The following is a 15,583-nucleotide window of genomic DNA, read 5'->3' on the forward strand; positions in this document are numbered from 1 at the left end:
ACAATTTAGATATATACGGCGAAGGGGGGAAAATCGCAATGGGAGAACTGGGTGGAGTTGGCAGCTGTAGCTGCGCTGGCTTGTTTACAAGTACAGGTGTAATCCTCGTACTGTTCATTCTGCTGGTTATCGTTTCTCGTACATTCATCTAATTTTACAGCGGTACGATTATCGTTCCTTTGTTGATTTAATGAAAAGACAAGATCAGCAATCCAAGTGATTTCGTCAATAATCATGTTCGGGATTGTTTATCTAGTTTATAAGGCTTAAGCGGTATCGATACCGCTTAAGCTTTTTCATTTCTCAGAAACCCTTTTATCGCTAATTCGGTTCCTTACCTTCAACAAATAAAGATTCATAATGCTCGTTATCTAAATAAATATTGAGTTTCCAAAGACCCGTCGAGGTCAGTTTAATTCCTGATGGCAACGATGTTGTTGCCCCTAAATTGGGAGCTAGCACAAGGGGATCCGATTCAAACAAAGTAACCTGCTCTCCGGTTTTGGCACTTATACCTTCGACTTTAAATGACTTTCCGATAAGGTTGTCTTCCTGATCCCAAAAATGCCAAACAACCTTCTGGGAGACCCCTACAGTAAGGGGAGCATCCGTTATTCCAAGCTTGTTTTCAATCCCTCTTAGGGTAAAACTTCTCTCTACACCTTGATCATCTGTATAAGGCACACCAAAAGTTGAACTTAGTTTCCAATCAGATTCATTATGTTCATTGCAGCCAGTGATAAGTCCGATAGCAAGTAATATAAACAGAAAAAGAATCTTCTTCATAATAGGTTCAACTCCTTAAAAAGCGGTCTCTTTCAAAAGATTTTCCCATTCTTCTATTGATAATTTATTGGTTACATTTTTAAACTTTTCAGGGACACTTATAAAACACATCAATTCTAAGCTGTTTCCATCCGGATCATCGAAATAAACGGAAGCGTTCCCCTGATTTGGACGGATAAAAGGATGTACTGAATTTCTTTTGCCAAACGGTACCGGATCTATCTCGATAGCTTTTAGCCATTTTACGCTATCTTTAAGATCTTCATAACTAACACGAAATGCTAAATGTCTTAGTGAGGGGTGATACGAAGTTTTATGTTCCTCTCCTTGCCATAAACCAATCCAACTCTTCTCCTTTTCAATCCAGAAGAAAGCAGTATCTTCATCTCTCCAGGCAAGTTCTAATCCTAATTTAGAGTAAAATTCGATGGATCTGTGTAAATTGCTAACAGGTAGATGTGCTTCGTACAATCCAAGTATCATGGTTTGCCTTCCCTTCTCCATATGAATTTCAAATTAAAGTTCAAAAAAGCTGCCAGTATAGCGATGCACCTGAGTGAACCCTAATCTTTCCGCAAGCTTTTTGGAAGGTTCATTATCTAGTGAACAATCCCAATATGGGGTGAACCCATTACGATATATTTCCTCAGTTAATAAGCTCGCGAGATGTGTCCCCACACCTTTGCTTTGAAAACTAGATACAGTCTCAATCCCTATTGCATGAGTATCATTAGTGACAAAACTAGAATAACAAACACCAACTATTTCATTTCCAATAACAGCTGCATAACCAAACCCGTTTCTCATGAAGTCATCACGAGAGGACCAGAACGATCCAATGTGAGTATCAATTAATTCTACATTTCGATATTTTGGGCACTCCCAATCTGATGTTTTAAGATTGATTGTCTCTATCTCAATACTTTTCTGAACTTCTGGATTATTCAATAATTTCAGCACCAATTGTTCAAACTGGTAGAGTTTCCTTGTAGGAAAAATAGATTCCATATTCCATTTATCGTGATGGCCTGATACTTCAAAATGGTTTAATGCCACTTCTTTCATTCTCGGTTCTATTTTGCTTTTAATATAGTCATCCAAATTAAGAACAAAAGCTTCGTTAGTATGGTCACCAATGAGGTAAAATCCTTGCATCCCTTTGCTCCATACAATTGCACTTTGGGGAGTAGTAACTTGATCTACGAAAATCCAACCGGGGTTGTTCCCTTCTATTATTGAGACGAGTTCAGGGTGCACGTGGCCGCCTTCAAGTAATGGTTTAACAATGTAGTAATCTTCTTGAGCTAACTCATGCATTAAGGGACCTCCTCTTCTTAAACTCCGTAGAGTCCTATTATTAATTTGAAACTTTTTCTGTTTTTGGTCTGAAGCTTTATTCCTTCTTTAAGATCAATAATCAAGACTCTTCTTCCTATCCATAGTCTTAAATATACTGATTTCAATTTAAACGGTTTCACGATTCCTTTAATTTCGGTCTCTGTTCCATCTTCATGCTCCAGTTCCGTTCTGACGATCCACCTGTTGCCAATTCCAATCTCGATATACTTTTTCAACGATCTTCTCCTGAAATCATTCATTATTTTTGTATTCAATCAGCCAGCAATCTCTATATTGTCCTTCGTGGTATTCATGTTTCTTAAGATATTTCTTCTTAATAAAACCGCATTTCTCATAAACCTTTAATGCCCTAGTGTTCCAGGCTTGAGGATCCATGACTACGATCTTTGCCTCTTTAACATTTTTAAGATATTTGACGGTTTCTTTAATTAGTTGTGTTCCGATTCCCTGGTTCCAAAAAGAAGGCTCCCCAATAAACTGATCCATCCCATAAATCTTTCCGTTGAAATCAGTGTACCCGTACTTCTTAATCTCTTCCTCATCTATCACATAAAACTGAAGGTACCCAATGTCAATGGATCGATATTGAATGATACACGGGGTAATTCCATCCCTATTTTCATAAAAATGCTTTTGAACTAACTCCTCATCATGAGCCCGATCTCGGCCTTCATAATATTGGAGTACTGTGGGGTTAGAGAGCCACTTTACAAGTAAATCAGCATCTTCGAATTCAAGACTTCTTAGACATAATTCCTGATTTTGAAAAATGATCATGATTACCTCTCCTATTTGTTAATCCCGATTACTTGCTTCAGTTTCTAATAGTTTATACTGAACATCGAATTGTTCACCCTCGTTCAACTCATCGATTAATTTGATAAGACCGGAACTTCCTACAATTGTGTACCAGCGTGAAACTTCGTAACATGCCAAATTATAATTAGTCCAAGCCTCGGCGTTTCCATAATGAAATGCTTGATGTGAGTCAAGCGGGCTATAATCAACAGGTATCTCGCCATTATTCGAATGCTCCATCCATACCTTTTCGTAGTTGGAATATCTGCCGTCAACCATGGTTGCTAGACCTTCATCAAACCACACGGGGACTTTATTCTTATTATGTAATCTTTCTCTTAACTCTGCATGAGTGAATTCATGTGATATTACGCTTACATTTAACCCCTTTGGTCCAACAACGATATAATTCTTCCATGGATAGTAATAAGTTTGCCCCGTCGGATTTTCCGCATATTTCTTCAATGCTTGTTGACTAAGAGTGACTATTAAATAGGGAGAAGAAACTCTTTCACCAAAAACATCTGCCACTTTATCTTGTGAGGACATTACATATTCCAACAACTCCGTTCTTTCATCGCTCTTCAAATCAGGTTCCACATAAACATCTTTATCGATTTGCTCCATATTTGAATAATCAACGAACATAGCGTTAACTGGCTTTGCATAAACCGTTAGAGAGACAACAACAATTGAAAAAATGAACAGTCCTAAAATCAATCCGATAATTTTGCTTTTACACTTTAAAAGCTTCACGCTTTTTTCCCCTTTATGAGATTTTATTGTAATGCATACTTATTTTCTCCAGTCATCAAAATGCTTCTCAAGAAATATGATTTCCTTCTCATAGTGAGCTAAATGGCCATCCTCCACCAGCTTAATAAATGCAGAATCTCCAGCCTCAGCGCGATCTGATAGAGTCGTACACATGAACTTAATACGAGTAATAACCCAATCTTTAAGATCAGCAGGAACTTCCATCCCGTACGAACTGAAAAATAATCCTATACGTCTCTTTCGCTCTGATGCATGACTTTCCCTATCATAGCTGACAATTGCTCTATTATGATGATCCGGTGAAAACTCAGCAAGCGGAACAGATGTATACAATGTATAGGCAATATCCCACAAACGCGGACCTGGACCAGCCATGTCAAAATCAATAATTCCTGCAGGAAGCTTATTATTAAATACAATATTATACAATGCAGCATCGTTATGGCAAATGACTTCATGTAGGCTTTCATCAGGATAGTTGTTTATAGAGGGTTGTGAGGGTTTAAATCCTACCGTTGCATCATGGTAAATTCTTAGCAACTTACCCAAGCTTATTAAGACTTCATCAGACCACATGTATTCCTCAATTTCAGGATACTTATTACCTGGCGCATCGCCTTCAAGATAAGAAAGAATCTCCCTTCCTTGATCATCTTGCCCCAAATATCTTGGTGAATAGGTGAATTGCATCTTTTCAAGATGTTCAAGCAACTCATGTACGAAAGGATTAGGTTTCGCTTCTCGTCGTACGGTTTCTCCTACCCTTACAACCTTATTTATATTTCCACCATTAATTGCTTCCTCATGTTCTGACAAATGGATCTCCTCCCCGAGCACTGATTACTATAACGTTCTTGTATTCAAGAAACGACCCCAGCCATTAGATAGCTTTTATCTCAGCTGGGGCGTTCAAAGCTCTTCATATAGTCGGTTACATCCTTTGGCTTTCTAAAAATAACAATATTCTTGCTCTGCTTGTACTTATCCAATATATTAATGATTTGCATTCTTTGTCTTTTCCTGAAATTCCATACGGACTTGATAAACTCATAATCGATTCTTTCCCGGCAATCTTTCCCCATGTATTCTCCGGTTTTACCATGATTCAAAATTCTCCTTTTGATTACCCGATAAATACATAGGAATCGTGAAAAATCAAAAAAGAAAACCGTATCCGCGAAAGATATCCTAAAATCTATAGTCCTTGAATAGTTCCCATCCATAATATAAGTTTCTTGATGTAATAAATTCCTAAGAATTTCATCAAACTCTTGAGTACTACAACTGATCCATCCTGGCTTCCAGTAAAATAAGTCTAAATGAATTACGGGAATGTCAGATTTTATGCCCAGTGTTGAAGAAAAAGTTGACTTGCCAGATCCGGGACATCCAATGACCAACGCTTTTTTCATTTTTTCCTCCAAAATAGCTTACATCATCTTTTCTAATTATTCTTTGAATGTTAATCCTATCTCCTGCAAAGCAGTTCTTAGTTTAGGTAAAGACGCTGGTCCCATACCGTGGAATTTCAAAATCTCCTTTTCGCTATATGTGGAGAGAATTTGCAATGAGTTTATCCCATGATGTTCCAACGCCCGTCTTGCCGGTCCGGAGAGCATTGAAAGAAATCCGTCAGCCGGTTTGCTGTTTTGCTCACAGATCGGGCAAGTGGGACAATCGCTGCTTTTATAATATTTATGACCTTGGCTGCACGTTCTTAAATCTTTATTTGAAGTATCCATTCTAACCATCACCTTCTCCTTAAATCTCACAAATTCATTTTCACTTTTAGTTCTTTAAGAGCGTTAGGTTGATTTGTAATTATAAAATCCTTAATCATATTTGCGCATTCAGTTATCGAGTTATCACTTGTGTTCACTTCGAAATCATATTTGCTATGCTTATGAACCATTTCAAATTGGGCTTTGGCCAACCCTATCGGTCTGTCTCCTCTTTCTCGTTCTCTTCGTTCAAGTTCTTCTAGCGGACAATGGACACCAATATAAAATGTTTGTGTATTATGTAGCAGCTTAATGCATTCCTCTAACCACGATCGATCGATTAACACATGATCAACTATTACATTCTTTCCGATCCTGGAAAAAGCCATAATATAATGATGAAAGAGGGATATCACTGGATTTTCTATCATTTCTTCATGTTCGATAGTTCTAATTTCATCCCTAGTTATCTGTTTACCAAACATACTCATCAACATATCATTTACGCCGGCAATGGCATTATCGACAGAGAGGTATATGAAATCTTCATTCAGTGTTTGCATTAACTCATTAGAAATACTGGTTTTGCCTGCACTCGAAGTGCCATTCAGGAAAATCACTGTCCCCGTATTTATCATTTTAATCTCCCTTTTGGTTTCCCATTTAACCATCACTTAGTATTTCTTTTATTAACTTTATTTGTTCAGCCGGCAATCCCACTGGCCAATGATCTACTTCACAATAACAAATTTCGGATATTTCCGAACTCGGTTTAAAGATTCCCTCAAGGATCTTCCCTTTAAATATCAGATCGACTCGATTCGGTCTTGTCCCATATATCGCTTTTGCTAGTCCAGTAATTTGCACTTTAAGTCCTGTTTCCTCACTGATTTCTCTCTCCAAGCCATCTTCAGGACTTTCTAATTCCATCCAGCCACCAGGGATTCCCCATGGTTGTTCTCTATATTCATGTTTAAGCAGTAGAATTTGTCCTTTATCATTTGTAATTATCCCCAATACTGCAACTAAAAACTTATGCTGCGCACGATAAACAATCCAATTCTTTAAACCGGTAAACGGCATGTGTTTATACATAGTAACAAGCCAATCTCTAGGGATCAGGTTAATCAATTTTGAAAACATAGTATACCTCTTTCGAATTTTTGGAGCCTAGTACTTATAACGATTCGATTTAATCTGATGGTTGCTGCCCCTGCTTATCATTAAAAAACTCCCAGCTGACTATAGTTGCGCTGTCTCTCGCACCCTGATTTTTCAATTGCCGATCGTTTTTTTATCGACTTCTTTACTTCTCTGCGATCCATATAGTCCATCTATCTCTTTCATTTATAGGTTGCAAGTGACCTATTTTAGTTTCTATGAATTTAACCAGATCCATTAATTCATCATCTGACAATTCATGCAATATGGACCGTCCAGTTCTATTTAATAAATCATCTCTTAGTTGGTCAAAATCATTGTAAGTTTTTCTTGTTTCCCAGTATTGGAATTCTTTTATCCTATGGAACCCTGTTTGTTCTAATACTGTTTTAACTTTATGACTGGAGTAGCGCCTAATGTTCTCTTTTTCAATTAATTTAGGATGCTTTTCAAAAAAGCAACCTCTGATATGCGTCTCACTTCCTGGAAGGGCACAATCTTCCGGTGTGCGATCTTGAATAATAAATCTTCCATTTGGTTTAAGCACTCTGTTGGCTTCTTGGAAACATGCCGTAAGATCAGCAATGTGATGAATTAATGCTCGTTCTAACAAAATGTCAAATTGCTGCTCCTTTAATTTTGTATCTAGGGCACTCCCTTGTATAAAACTGATATTATTTACATCTTTACAATTTTCTTTCGCACCTTTTAACATTTCCACGGAAAAATCTATTGCTGTAACATGCGCTGCGCCTGACAAAGCAAATGCTTTAGAGTAAATACCTCCACCACAACCAACGTCAAGTACATGTTTTCCTTTGAAATCAACATATTCTTCAATGGTCCGCAGCCATTGTTCTTCGGCTACACGAGTTGTATACGTTGATTGATTTCTACTGTCATGAAAATCGATCGGCATCTATTAACCACCCTTCATGCAACAAACGCACCTACCCTTGATAGCTATTATCTTAGGCAGGTGCGCTTGTTGTCTGAGCCTCTTCCATGATTATACAACTGATAATCACGGTGTTACAGCCTTGAAGCATGAATTAAATTTTTATTAAACCATTAAAGGTCCTTTGACAGTATCACTTCCTAGGGATCAATCCTTTTTGTTTCATCCAAAAAGAACGACTTGTTTACCGAATCCCATCCCTCGATATTCTTCATCGATGCAAATCATATTCATAAATCTCTTCTTCTTAGATTTTGGCTTTTACTAAATGCTGAGTAATGTGCCTATCTCTATCATCTATCCTCATTCATTATTCTTCCAATAAAAAAATCAAACTATCACCCTGCTCTATTTGTCTACACCGATTCTTAGAAACTGCAATATGCTATATCAACCTTTGAAGAGGAGTGATATATTTGGCAAACAGTGATGTGCGTCTTGCTTTATGGTCAGGTACCAATTTTACGGGTCGTCGGATTCTCTTTAGACGCGGTGGGGTCGCAGTTCGTGATCTTGGAGCGTTCCGGTTTAACAACGCGCTGTCAAGCTTCAGGCTCAGAAACAATGTGCAAAGTTCCCAAGTAACACTGGTACTGTTTTCGGGTACTAACTTTCAAGGGTCCTTCCGCGTGTTCCGGGGCAGTCAAAATGTAGCTAACTTAGGCAATTTCAACTTCAATAACGTCACATCTTCGTTCATATTAGTTGGCCGCAATCTTACTAACTCGGAGATCGCTGAAATCCAAAGCACAGGTAGACCACCTAGAGACATTCTTGTTATAAGACAATAATTTCAAACGATTGGTACCCCAGCCTTGATAGCTCCTATCATAGGCTGGGGTATTTGTTTATCGCTTATATTCAGGCTGTTCCATAGCAATAGGATTCGGATTGCTGAGTACCCAACTTACCGCCAGTTCGCACAGTCTCGCAGGTTCATCATTACCATTTCCGTTATGTAGCTCTTTAGCTAATGTTGCTGCCTCCTGAAGTAAAGCAGGGTTTAATGGTGTACCCAAGCTAAAGTAATGTATCAAACTATTGAGCATTTTACGAAATTGGTTATCCCAATTAATACCGCCATTATCCAAAATTTCATATGACATTTTACCGGTGATCCGGATAACTTCACCCTGGACGGTTTTTGCATGTCCTTTTGAAGGAATAAGTAAATTCCAGAGTTCATTATGTTGTGCGTCCCATCCCTTTGTTGACACAGTTATTGGGGAGGCCCCGTCGTGCGTCTTCCGCTTCTCGACTGGTAGAACATCAAATAGCTCATATAGCCGTAAAAGTGCCTCATCCGTTTGTTTTAAATATTCCTTATTAAAGCCTTCTCTGTGAAACTCAAAGTCGTTTCCGATTCGTTTTACAGAGTCTTTCATTTCCTGTGTAATGGTTGTTCCAGCTTTAAGCAAAATATCGGCAACTTCCGCCATATTGACAATATCAGCGTTCCTGCACATTGCCAAAGCTTTTTCTAATGGAGTTTTGCCCATCTTATTTTTTGCGCCAATATTTGCTCCTTTAGTAACCAAGGTGAGAACCGCTTTTGGTTTAAAAGAACCTGCTGCGGCAAATAGGGGGGTCTCGTTTTGATAATCAACGGCTTCTATATCCGCACCCAAATCAAGCAGCAGCTCCGTATTACCACACCAACTCATTGCATGTTTGTGCAAAGGCGTTGCTCCGTAATTGTCTCTCGCATTTATATCTGCACCCTGTTCCACGAGCCAGCTAACCAATTCATTCGGTACTTGGTAAAAGCTCAAGGCTGTTGATTTACTATAACCGCCACGGGCATCCAGTTCGCATTTGGTAAACACCTCTTTTAATGCTGATATATCGCCTGCATCAATAAGCTCATCAAAATTTTTCGGTAAGGTTTTTTTCTTTTTGCCCATATATGCTCTCTCTCCTCTAGTTGAGTGTTGTTTCCCTGCTTTCTTAAACGCAGTAGCGCCTTTCTAAGAAATCGCCCTCAATCTATCCTTTATTAAGGTTACTAATCCGTCTTGTTCATCTTTAGGGATCCACTCTACTAATCTTGCTGCAGCTATTGGTAAAACCCATTTATCAATTTCAGAGAAATCTTTTCCCGTAATAGAGAGGTATTTCTTTATGTATTCAGACTTCATCCTATTCCTTAGAAAATTAACGATAGTTTTAATTATACCGGGAGTACCATCTGGCATCGAACCAAGGCTGAAAAGAAGAACAGTCCTAGCAACATCACCAGCGGGATTACCTGACATTCCAGTCATCCAATCAACAATCCAATGATCACCGTCAAATAGCACATTATCCGGATGAAAATCACCATGACAAAGCTTATTATCGTCAGGTAGACTTTCTAAATAATTGATTATCTTCTCTTTCTCTTCTTCTGTAAGGAGTGGGGTAGCTTTTATGTTTCCACTAAGTACTAACTTCTGTTTTTTTAGTGCTCCAGCCGCATCATGAGTATGCAATTCAGAATGTAATGTCGCTAATGTTCTGGAATGTTTATTGATGGACCAAGGCTTCATAGTCATCATTTTTAGTAAAGTTAAACCAGATATACGTTGAAAAATAATACCCTGCCTACCGTTTAGGTCCTTTAATTCGAACGGTTGGGGAGTATGAATACCAAGAGAATAAGCGAAGTTACTGATAAGAAATTCTTGATTTATGGCATCCTCTGGAAAATCCTTCTTATAAAGCTTTATGATTTTATCATCTTTATATTCGAAAATATCAGCCGTCCTACCCTGTCCAATATGGTTCAAGTTGTTCCTCCTCGAGCAATCTGTTATTTACTATCATCACTTCTTCTCATATAAATTAATTTTCCACCCGTTACTCCAATTTAAGAGTTTTATATATTTATATCCGAGATCAAGATAATATTGGTTCAATCTAGCATTCTCAGCCATACAATCAAGTCTAATGCCCTTACCTGAACCCCTAATATAATCTTCAGCCCAAGTAATTAATTGTCTTCCTATTCCCCTCGAGATATGGTTTCTATTTACCGCAAATCTATGTATATATCCTGATTCGTTATTATCAAGCTCTCCCCATAAAACAGGATTCGACCAACAAATATATATTGTTCCTACGACTTCTTCATTCAATCGAGCTAAATAAAACTCATACCCTTTGCTGAAGCATTCATGAACTTGATTAATATTAAAATCATCCGGATTCCATTGATTAATTCCTTTTAATTGTAACCATTCAGCAGATCCTCTCCAAAGATCAAGGATGACCTGACTATCCTCTTCTGTTGCCCGGTGAACTTCGATCTGAATATTTGAATTTTTAATTTCCATCGAATCCCTCCCTTACGGCCCAACACTAAAACCTTCGATTTCTTTTTTCATCCAGATATATATCTAATGCTTCGATCGCACTTATTCCCGATGTGTGAACATGCTGTTAGATGATGCCTTCGGCTTAAGTGAAATACTATCAAATATTCATCTCGTCATTAAACTCAATACAAAATGGCTGAATTTCAGGGTTTAAACAAAACTCTATTCTTTGTCTAAAGTTCTTCCAACTAACCATTTCTAGTGCCTCTTCTATTGGGAAAAATCCGGAATCCAAGCTCTCCACTGTTGTTATTAGTTCCCCACCAATCGGCTTCGCTAAAAATAAAGTATTACAAATGGAATTTCCAGTGTTCTGAAAAATCCCACAGAATTTTATGATTTCTATGTCTATTCCTGACTCTTCTTTTGTTTCTCTGATTGCTGCCTGTGTAAGGGACTCCCCAATTTCAACTTGTCCTCCAGGCATTTCCCAACCTCTTCTTGGTCCTTTAATAAGCAGCAATTCATTCTTATCATTTATTACAACAGCAGCTGCAGAAACGATATGTTTTGGAGGATTCATCTTTTACTCCTTTTAAAAGTTTTTAATTATTCATTTTTATATGCTATCCGCAGGTTTCAGCTAACTTCTTGGTATTCACGAAAAGACCCAGCCTATAGATAGCTCTTATCTAGGCTAGGCTGGGGCATTTGTTGTCTGAGCTGCTTCCAAGATTATATAACGTAAATACGCTTAATACTCACCATTGTATTCAACAAAACTCGTTTTTTTAAATCTTTCTATATGATAGGGCATATATTTATTCTTTGAATTAGGAGATAAATTGTCAATGAAACTAATTGCAGCATCAACTATTTCATCGGTACTAAATACATCCTCATCTAAAAAGCCACTTAACAGAGCTGAGTGTTCGCCCTTATTTTTAATAAGCAGATATCCATAACCAGGATCTACAAAAACCAAATTAATAATATCACTCTCTTCTTGCTCCCTGGTTCCATCATAAAATCTAATAATAATATCTTGATTATGATAAAAAGTATCAACATCACACGCAAAACCTTCGTGGATAAACTTCATTTTTCAAATTTCTTCTTTTTGTTTTTCTCTTATTCTTGCTAATGCTCTTTTGGCTGCTAATTTCCCATTATGCATCCCATTTTTGGAAACCTCTAATAACTTTTCTCTGGCTGGTATGTATCTATGAAAACCGATAATCTCACATGCTTTCTCTTGAACATACATATCTTCATCATCTAAATATTTTATTAATGATTCAAGATGTTTTATCGGTGTTAGAGCCATGATTGAAAAAATATACTGACAACGAATATCATCATTTTCGAGTTGGTTAGAACTTATCAAATTGTTTAACTCATCAATACAACTGAGGTCTTCATCCATCTCAGTACTACTAATTTCAATTTCTGAAGGGTAGTCCTTCTCCAATTCATCCCAATCAAAATTAGGATGCAGCCCTAGTTTAGTTATAAATGAACTTATACTTCTAAAACCTGGAGATAAATCCGTTTCTTCATGATTGATATAACATATCCTGTATTTGCATGCACCCTGAATATATACGCCTATATAGTTCGAATTATCATCTGTCCATAAAGGAATAATATCTTGATAAACCTCAATTTCAGACATAAACTCAGCTACTTCAATTATTTCGTCACTTTCCATTAATCTTAAAAAGAAAATTTGATCCTTCTGTTTCTTTTTGTGAGTTTCTAATTCCTCAACTAATTCAACAGGTAATGTGATGTTGAGTTTTTTTAAAAGATCTATAAACATAAATCCGCTCCTTAAAAAATGACTTCTCCCCATTACACGTTATGGCCGGCCGATTAACTATTATAGATACAGCCTATCGGTTTAATCGGTTACAAATATTGGTTATTGATTTAGTTTTACTATACCATGAAGTTAAAATAAGTAAGGGGCTGATTATATGATGAATGACAAGTTCGACATAAAACAGCAATTTAATAATATATCCTCTAAGTACGACGAGCAAAGAAAAAAACTGATCCCTTGCTTTGAAGATCTCTATGGAACTGCTACTGCATTAGCTGTTACAAAGAATGATTCTCCAACCGTCCTGGATTTAGGTGCAGGAACTGGACTCCTATCCAGTTTTATTCTTCAAAAATACCCCAAGTCAAAACTGACACTGATTGATCTATCTGAGGGTATGCTTGAAATTGCTAAAACAAGATTCAGTGTTCACTCGAACATTAAGTATTTCGCAAGTGACTACATGCAATTCGAATACAGTGAAAAATTTGATTTGGTAATATCGTCACTCTCTTTACACCACTTGACCGATAATGAAAAACAAGAATTATTTCAGAAGTTGTATTCCATTATGAACCCAGGCAGCATATTCATAAATGTTGATCAAGTGCTCGGAACCACCGAGTACTTAGATAACCTATACAAAGCGGATTGGCTAAATTACATTCATAATTCTGGACTTGACCAAACCGAGATCTCATCTGCCATTGAGAGAACAAAACTTGATAGAATGTCTACACTTGATCAACAGTTACAATGGCTAACTGACGCTGGGTTCTCAGATGCGGATTGTATTTACAAATACAATAATTTTGTGGTAATGTTCGCTAGAAAAATATAGGGTTGATTTGTTTTAGAAGTGTTTATATAGCGGTATCCGAAAACATTTTTGTATTCACGAACACGAGAGGCTTAAGGCTCCCGACAGGAGTCAGCTGCGCTTACGTAGTTAGCCTCGTAGGGTTCATGATTGACTCCACTTTCTCGAATTATCAGTTGGAAGGTAAGGAGTGTCAGGCATACATCATGAATATAATATTAATGGATTTCAGTGCCTTTCTCGATTTAATCTATGTTTCGTTTAAATTGTGTAACCAGGTTTCTAAAACAGAAACCATATCCTCATATTCGTTCAGTGCGTTTATAGTTCCTGTTACATGTTTTGTTCCCATTTCCTGCTCAGTTTCGTCTGTGCAATCAATCTGCAATGAACGTTTTAGACTATATTCCAACCAGTCTAATTTACTTAAATAGCCAAGTTCTAGAACAGTTCTCCAATCAGCATCTACACTTCCATAACATTCTTGATACCCTCTAATAAATGCATGAAATTTATCTTTGTCAATTCCACTCCGTTCATTCATAGACCAGTAAACAGCAGTTTCGATCAAATCGTGCTTTGGGCTTATTTCTCCGGCTGACTCCCAATCAATTAAAATAGGACTTCCATGTCTCCACATGACATTCTTAGGCTCTAAGTCTCTGTGGCTAAATACACTTTCCGATGCTAACTTCTCTAAAGACCTCATGGCCTTTTCATTCCATAAATATAATTGTTCAATATTATTGGATAAGAGCCTTACCCAATCACATTGAATCTCTTTCCCCTTATTTAAATAGAAGTTCCAATCAATTTGTTGAATCCCTTTAGAAAGTTCATTGAATCTACTGTCGCCGACCTGAGAAAAATCTATCTTATGAATATCAGCAAGAATTGATCCTATCTTCTTACAATTAGCCTTTGTGATCTCATGAGATTTCAAACAGTTCCCTTCTATCCAGTCAAAAATCATATAATATTGATTGTCAATCTTCTGCAAAAATCTTCCGTTATATATTTTCGCCGGTTGAGCGGGTATGTAATTGGATACAGTGCTAACGATTCTTTCCGATGTAATATAATTATTCAACGCTGTTGGCCTTGCCATTATATGGGGGTTAAGGGCTTTGACAGCATATTTCCCCTTGGCAGTTTGTAGGGCAAACATTCTATGTAACAACCCACCTGAAATAGCTTTAGGTGGAGTGATTAATTCGCCAAGTTCTAATGAATTGCACAATGATTCAAACTGAAAATTGTATTGATAATTCACTATGAAAGGTCCTTTCTTTCTTTTGACTTGGTTTCCGATAACGTACCCAGTATTACTTCGCCCCTCCCTTCTTAATATCATTTCGATAGGCCTTTATGTGTTCCTTATAATCTTCTAAACTTGAACAGTCAAACCAATCACTCTTATTATTAATTTCATATAATAATGGGAATCCATCGTAGATAATAGCTTCGAGAGTCTGACAAAAGTCAAATAGTTGTTCAACTTGTTCTTAAGTCATTAAATCTTTCTGAAAAAACTTGTTCCATGTGGCTCTGGATAAATACGATTTGCATAACAACCTTTATTACTAATTTGCCCCATAATTAATTTTATACCTTCTCTAAGTTTTTGATATTATTTTTCCACTAACACTCTTGCACTCACAAATCTAACAAGCTTAAGGGGCATCAGCTACATGTCCTACGGACTTTGCCAGTTCAGGTTTGTCTGTCTGATTCCACTGAGTTTCATACAATATTTTTATTCCCAAACTAAATAATCGTCAAAAGTCTCCCCGTTTATGTTATAAAGCATGTATCTATATTGTCCCAATCTCTTAAAGTCATAGAAAGCCTACTACAGGTAATGCTAATTAATTCTTGTTTAAAGTCATTAAAGTATTCATTTAATTCAATTGGGTCCTCTGTTTGATAATTGTTGAATGCTCCCCAAAACTATTTAATCACTTCTTCCTTGATTTTATTTTCCCTGGACCACTCTTTAAGTTGATTTAGATCCATTTGATATTCTCCTTTAGTAAATCTAATTCGCTTAACATGCATGTATTTACGAAACACCCGAACCTT

The 15,583-nt window shown here is 37.1% G+C and carries 22 protein-coding genes; 3 read left to right on the forward strand and 19 right to left on the reverse strand.

Annotation, left to right across the window (positions count from 1 at the left end; genetic code table 11):
- The first annotated feature begins 38 nt into the window (after nucleotides 1-38).
- Nucleotides 39-152 (forward strand): YjcZ family sporulation protein, encoded by a 114-nt coding sequence (locus KB559_RS25060; RefSeq protein WP_244861524.1) that lies wholly within the window; start codon nucleotides 39-41, stop codon nucleotides 150-152.
- Nucleotides 153-321: 169 nt separating this feature from the next.
- Here the strand turns inward: KB559_RS25060 and KB559_RS05275 are convergent, their stop codons facing one another.
- The 12 genes from KB559_RS05275 to KB559_RS05330 form a co-directional block, all read right to left on the reverse strand.
- Entirely contained in the window at nucleotides 322-786 is a 465-nt protein-coding gene (locus tag KB559_RS05275; protein WP_211020663.1) for a DUF4871 domain-containing protein, read from the reverse strand.
- A 15-nt stretch (nucleotides 787-801) separates the two neighbouring features.
- Complete coding sequence (locus KB559_RS05280) at nucleotides 802-1,269, reverse strand: VOC family protein (RefSeq protein ID WP_211020664.1); 468 nt, start codon at nucleotides 1,267-1,269, stop codon at nucleotides 802-804.
- Between the two features lie 33 nt (nucleotides 1,270-1,302).
- Nucleotides 1,303-2,103 carry a GNAT family N-acetyltransferase gene (locus tag KB559_RS05285; protein ID WP_211020665.1) on the reverse strand — a complete coding sequence of 267 codons (801 nt, stop codon included), beginning with the start codon at nucleotides 2,101-2,103 and terminating at the stop codon, nucleotides 1,303-1,305.
- Nucleotides 2,104-2,120: 17 nt separating this feature from the next.
- The gene (locus KB559_RS05290; protein WP_247681585.1) at nucleotides 2,121-2,360 is read right to left on the reverse strand and encodes a DUF3977 family protein; all 240 of its coding nucleotides are present in this window, start codon (nucleotides 2,358-2,360) and stop codon (nucleotides 2,121-2,123) included.
- Between the two features lie 16 nt (nucleotides 2,361-2,376).
- Nucleotides 2,377-2,922 carry a GNAT family N-acetyltransferase gene (locus tag KB559_RS05295; protein ID WP_211020666.1) on the reverse strand — a complete coding sequence of 182 codons (546 nt, stop codon included), beginning with the start codon at nucleotides 2,920-2,922 and terminating at the stop codon, nucleotides 2,377-2,379.
- 18 nt (nucleotides 2,923-2,940) lie between these two features.
- Entirely contained in the window at nucleotides 2,941-3,699 is a 759-nt protein-coding gene (locus KB559_RS05300; protein ID WP_211020667.1) for a gluzincin family metallopeptidase, read from the reverse strand.
- A 39-nt stretch (nucleotides 3,700-3,738) separates the two neighbouring features.
- Nucleotides 3,739-4,536 carry a phosphotransferase gene (locus KB559_RS05305; protein WP_211020668.1) on the reverse strand — a complete coding sequence of 266 codons (798 nt, stop codon included), beginning with the start codon at nucleotides 4,534-4,536 and terminating at the stop codon, nucleotides 3,739-3,741.
- 80 nt (nucleotides 4,537-4,616) lie between these two features.
- Nucleotides 4,617-5,132 carry a P-loop NTPase family protein gene (locus tag KB559_RS05310; RefSeq protein WP_211020669.1) on the reverse strand — a complete coding sequence of 172 codons (516 nt, stop codon included), beginning with the start codon at nucleotides 5,130-5,132 and terminating at the stop codon, nucleotides 4,617-4,619.
- A gap of 36 nt (nucleotides 5,133-5,168) precedes the next feature.
- Nucleotides 5,169-5,462: an RNA polymerase alpha subunit C-terminal domain-containing protein gene (locus KB559_RS05315; protein WP_211020670.1), complete on the reverse strand. Its 294-nt coding sequence runs from the start codon at nucleotides 5,460-5,462 to the stop codon at nucleotides 5,169-5,171.
- Nucleotides 5,463-5,488: 26 nt separating this feature from the next.
- Nucleotides 5,489-6,112 carry a chloramphenicol phosphotransferase CPT family protein gene (locus KB559_RS05320; protein ID WP_211020671.1) on the reverse strand — a complete coding sequence of 208 codons (624 nt, stop codon included), beginning with the start codon at nucleotides 6,110-6,112 and terminating at the stop codon, nucleotides 5,489-5,491.
- A complete protein-coding gene (locus tag KB559_RS05325) occupies nucleotides 6,105-6,584 on the reverse strand; it encodes an NUDIX hydrolase (RefSeq protein WP_211020672.1) in 480 nt (159 codons plus the stop codon). Before KB559_RS05325 ends, KB559_RS05320 begins: the two co-directional genes overlap by 8 nt.
- Nucleotides 6,585-6,747: 163 nt before the next feature.
- A complete protein-coding gene (locus tag KB559_RS05330) occupies nucleotides 6,748-7,521 on the reverse strand; it encodes a class I SAM-dependent methyltransferase (RefSeq protein WP_211020673.1) in 774 nt (257 codons plus the stop codon).
- A 455-nt stretch (nucleotides 7,522-7,976) separates the two neighbouring features.
- Between KB559_RS05330 and KB559_RS25450 the strand changes: the two genes are divergently transcribed.
- A complete protein-coding gene (locus tag KB559_RS25450) occupies nucleotides 7,977-8,351 on the forward strand; it encodes a hypothetical protein (RefSeq protein ID WP_306434221.1) in 375 nt (124 codons plus the stop codon).
- A 57-nt stretch (nucleotides 8,352-8,408) separates the two neighbouring features.
- Here the strand turns inward: KB559_RS25450 and KB559_RS05335 are convergent, their stop codons facing one another.
- From KB559_RS05335 to KB559_RS05360, 6 genes are all read right to left on the reverse strand, one after another.
- Nucleotides 8,409-9,464: an ankyrin repeat domain-containing protein gene (locus KB559_RS05335; RefSeq protein ID WP_211020674.1), complete on the reverse strand. Its 1,056-nt coding sequence runs from the start codon at nucleotides 9,462-9,464 to the stop codon at nucleotides 8,409-8,411.
- Nucleotides 9,465-9,527: 63 nt separating this feature from the next.
- Nucleotides 9,528-10,328 carry an aminoglycoside phosphotransferase family protein gene (locus tag KB559_RS05340; RefSeq protein ID WP_211020675.1) on the reverse strand — a complete coding sequence of 267 codons (801 nt, stop codon included), beginning with the start codon at nucleotides 10,326-10,328 and terminating at the stop codon, nucleotides 9,528-9,530.
- Nucleotides 10,329-10,364: 36 nt separating this feature from the next.
- Entirely contained in the window at nucleotides 10,365-10,874 is a 510-nt protein-coding gene (locus KB559_RS05345) for a GNAT family N-acetyltransferase (RefSeq protein WP_211020676.1), read from the reverse strand.
- 139 nt (nucleotides 10,875-11,013) lie between these two features.
- Nucleotides 11,014-11,439, reverse strand: a complete 426-nt coding sequence (locus KB559_RS05350) for an NUDIX hydrolase (protein WP_211020677.1) — start codon at nucleotides 11,437-11,439, stop codon at nucleotides 11,014-11,016.
- Nucleotides 11,440-11,610: 171 nt separating this feature from the next.
- Nucleotides 11,611-11,958, reverse strand: a complete 348-nt coding sequence (locus KB559_RS05355) for a hypothetical protein (RefSeq protein WP_211020678.1) — start codon at nucleotides 11,956-11,958, stop codon at nucleotides 11,611-11,613.
- Nucleotides 11,959-11,961: 3 nt separating this feature from the next.
- On the reverse strand, nucleotides 11,962-12,678 hold the full coding sequence (locus KB559_RS05360) for a HEAT repeat domain-containing protein (protein ID WP_211020679.1): 717 nt from the start codon (nucleotides 12,676-12,678) through the stop codon (nucleotides 11,962-11,964).
- A gap of 157 nt (nucleotides 12,679-12,835) precedes the next feature.
- On the opposite strand from KB559_RS05360, the gene KB559_RS05365 reads away from it, so the two are divergent.
- The gene (locus tag KB559_RS05365; RefSeq protein WP_211020680.1) at nucleotides 12,836-13,522 is read left to right on the forward strand and encodes a class I SAM-dependent methyltransferase; all 687 of its coding nucleotides are present in this window, start codon (nucleotides 12,836-12,838) and stop codon (nucleotides 13,520-13,522) included.
- Nucleotides 13,523-13,751: 229 nt separating this feature from the next.
- Here KB559_RS05365 and KB559_RS05370 read toward each other — a convergent pair whose 3' ends face one another.
- Nucleotides 13,752-14,774, reverse strand: a complete 1,023-nt coding sequence (locus KB559_RS05370) for a phosphotransferase (RefSeq protein ID WP_348772890.1) — start codon at nucleotides 14,772-14,774, stop codon at nucleotides 13,752-13,754.
- Between the last annotated feature and the right edge of the window lie 809 nt (nucleotides 14,775-15,583).

Source organism: Paenibacillus sp. Marseille-P2973 (assembly GCF_018101095.1).
Taxonomy (GTDB): Bacteria; Bacillota; Bacilli; order Paenibacillales; family Paenibacillaceae; genus Fontibacillus; species Fontibacillus vini.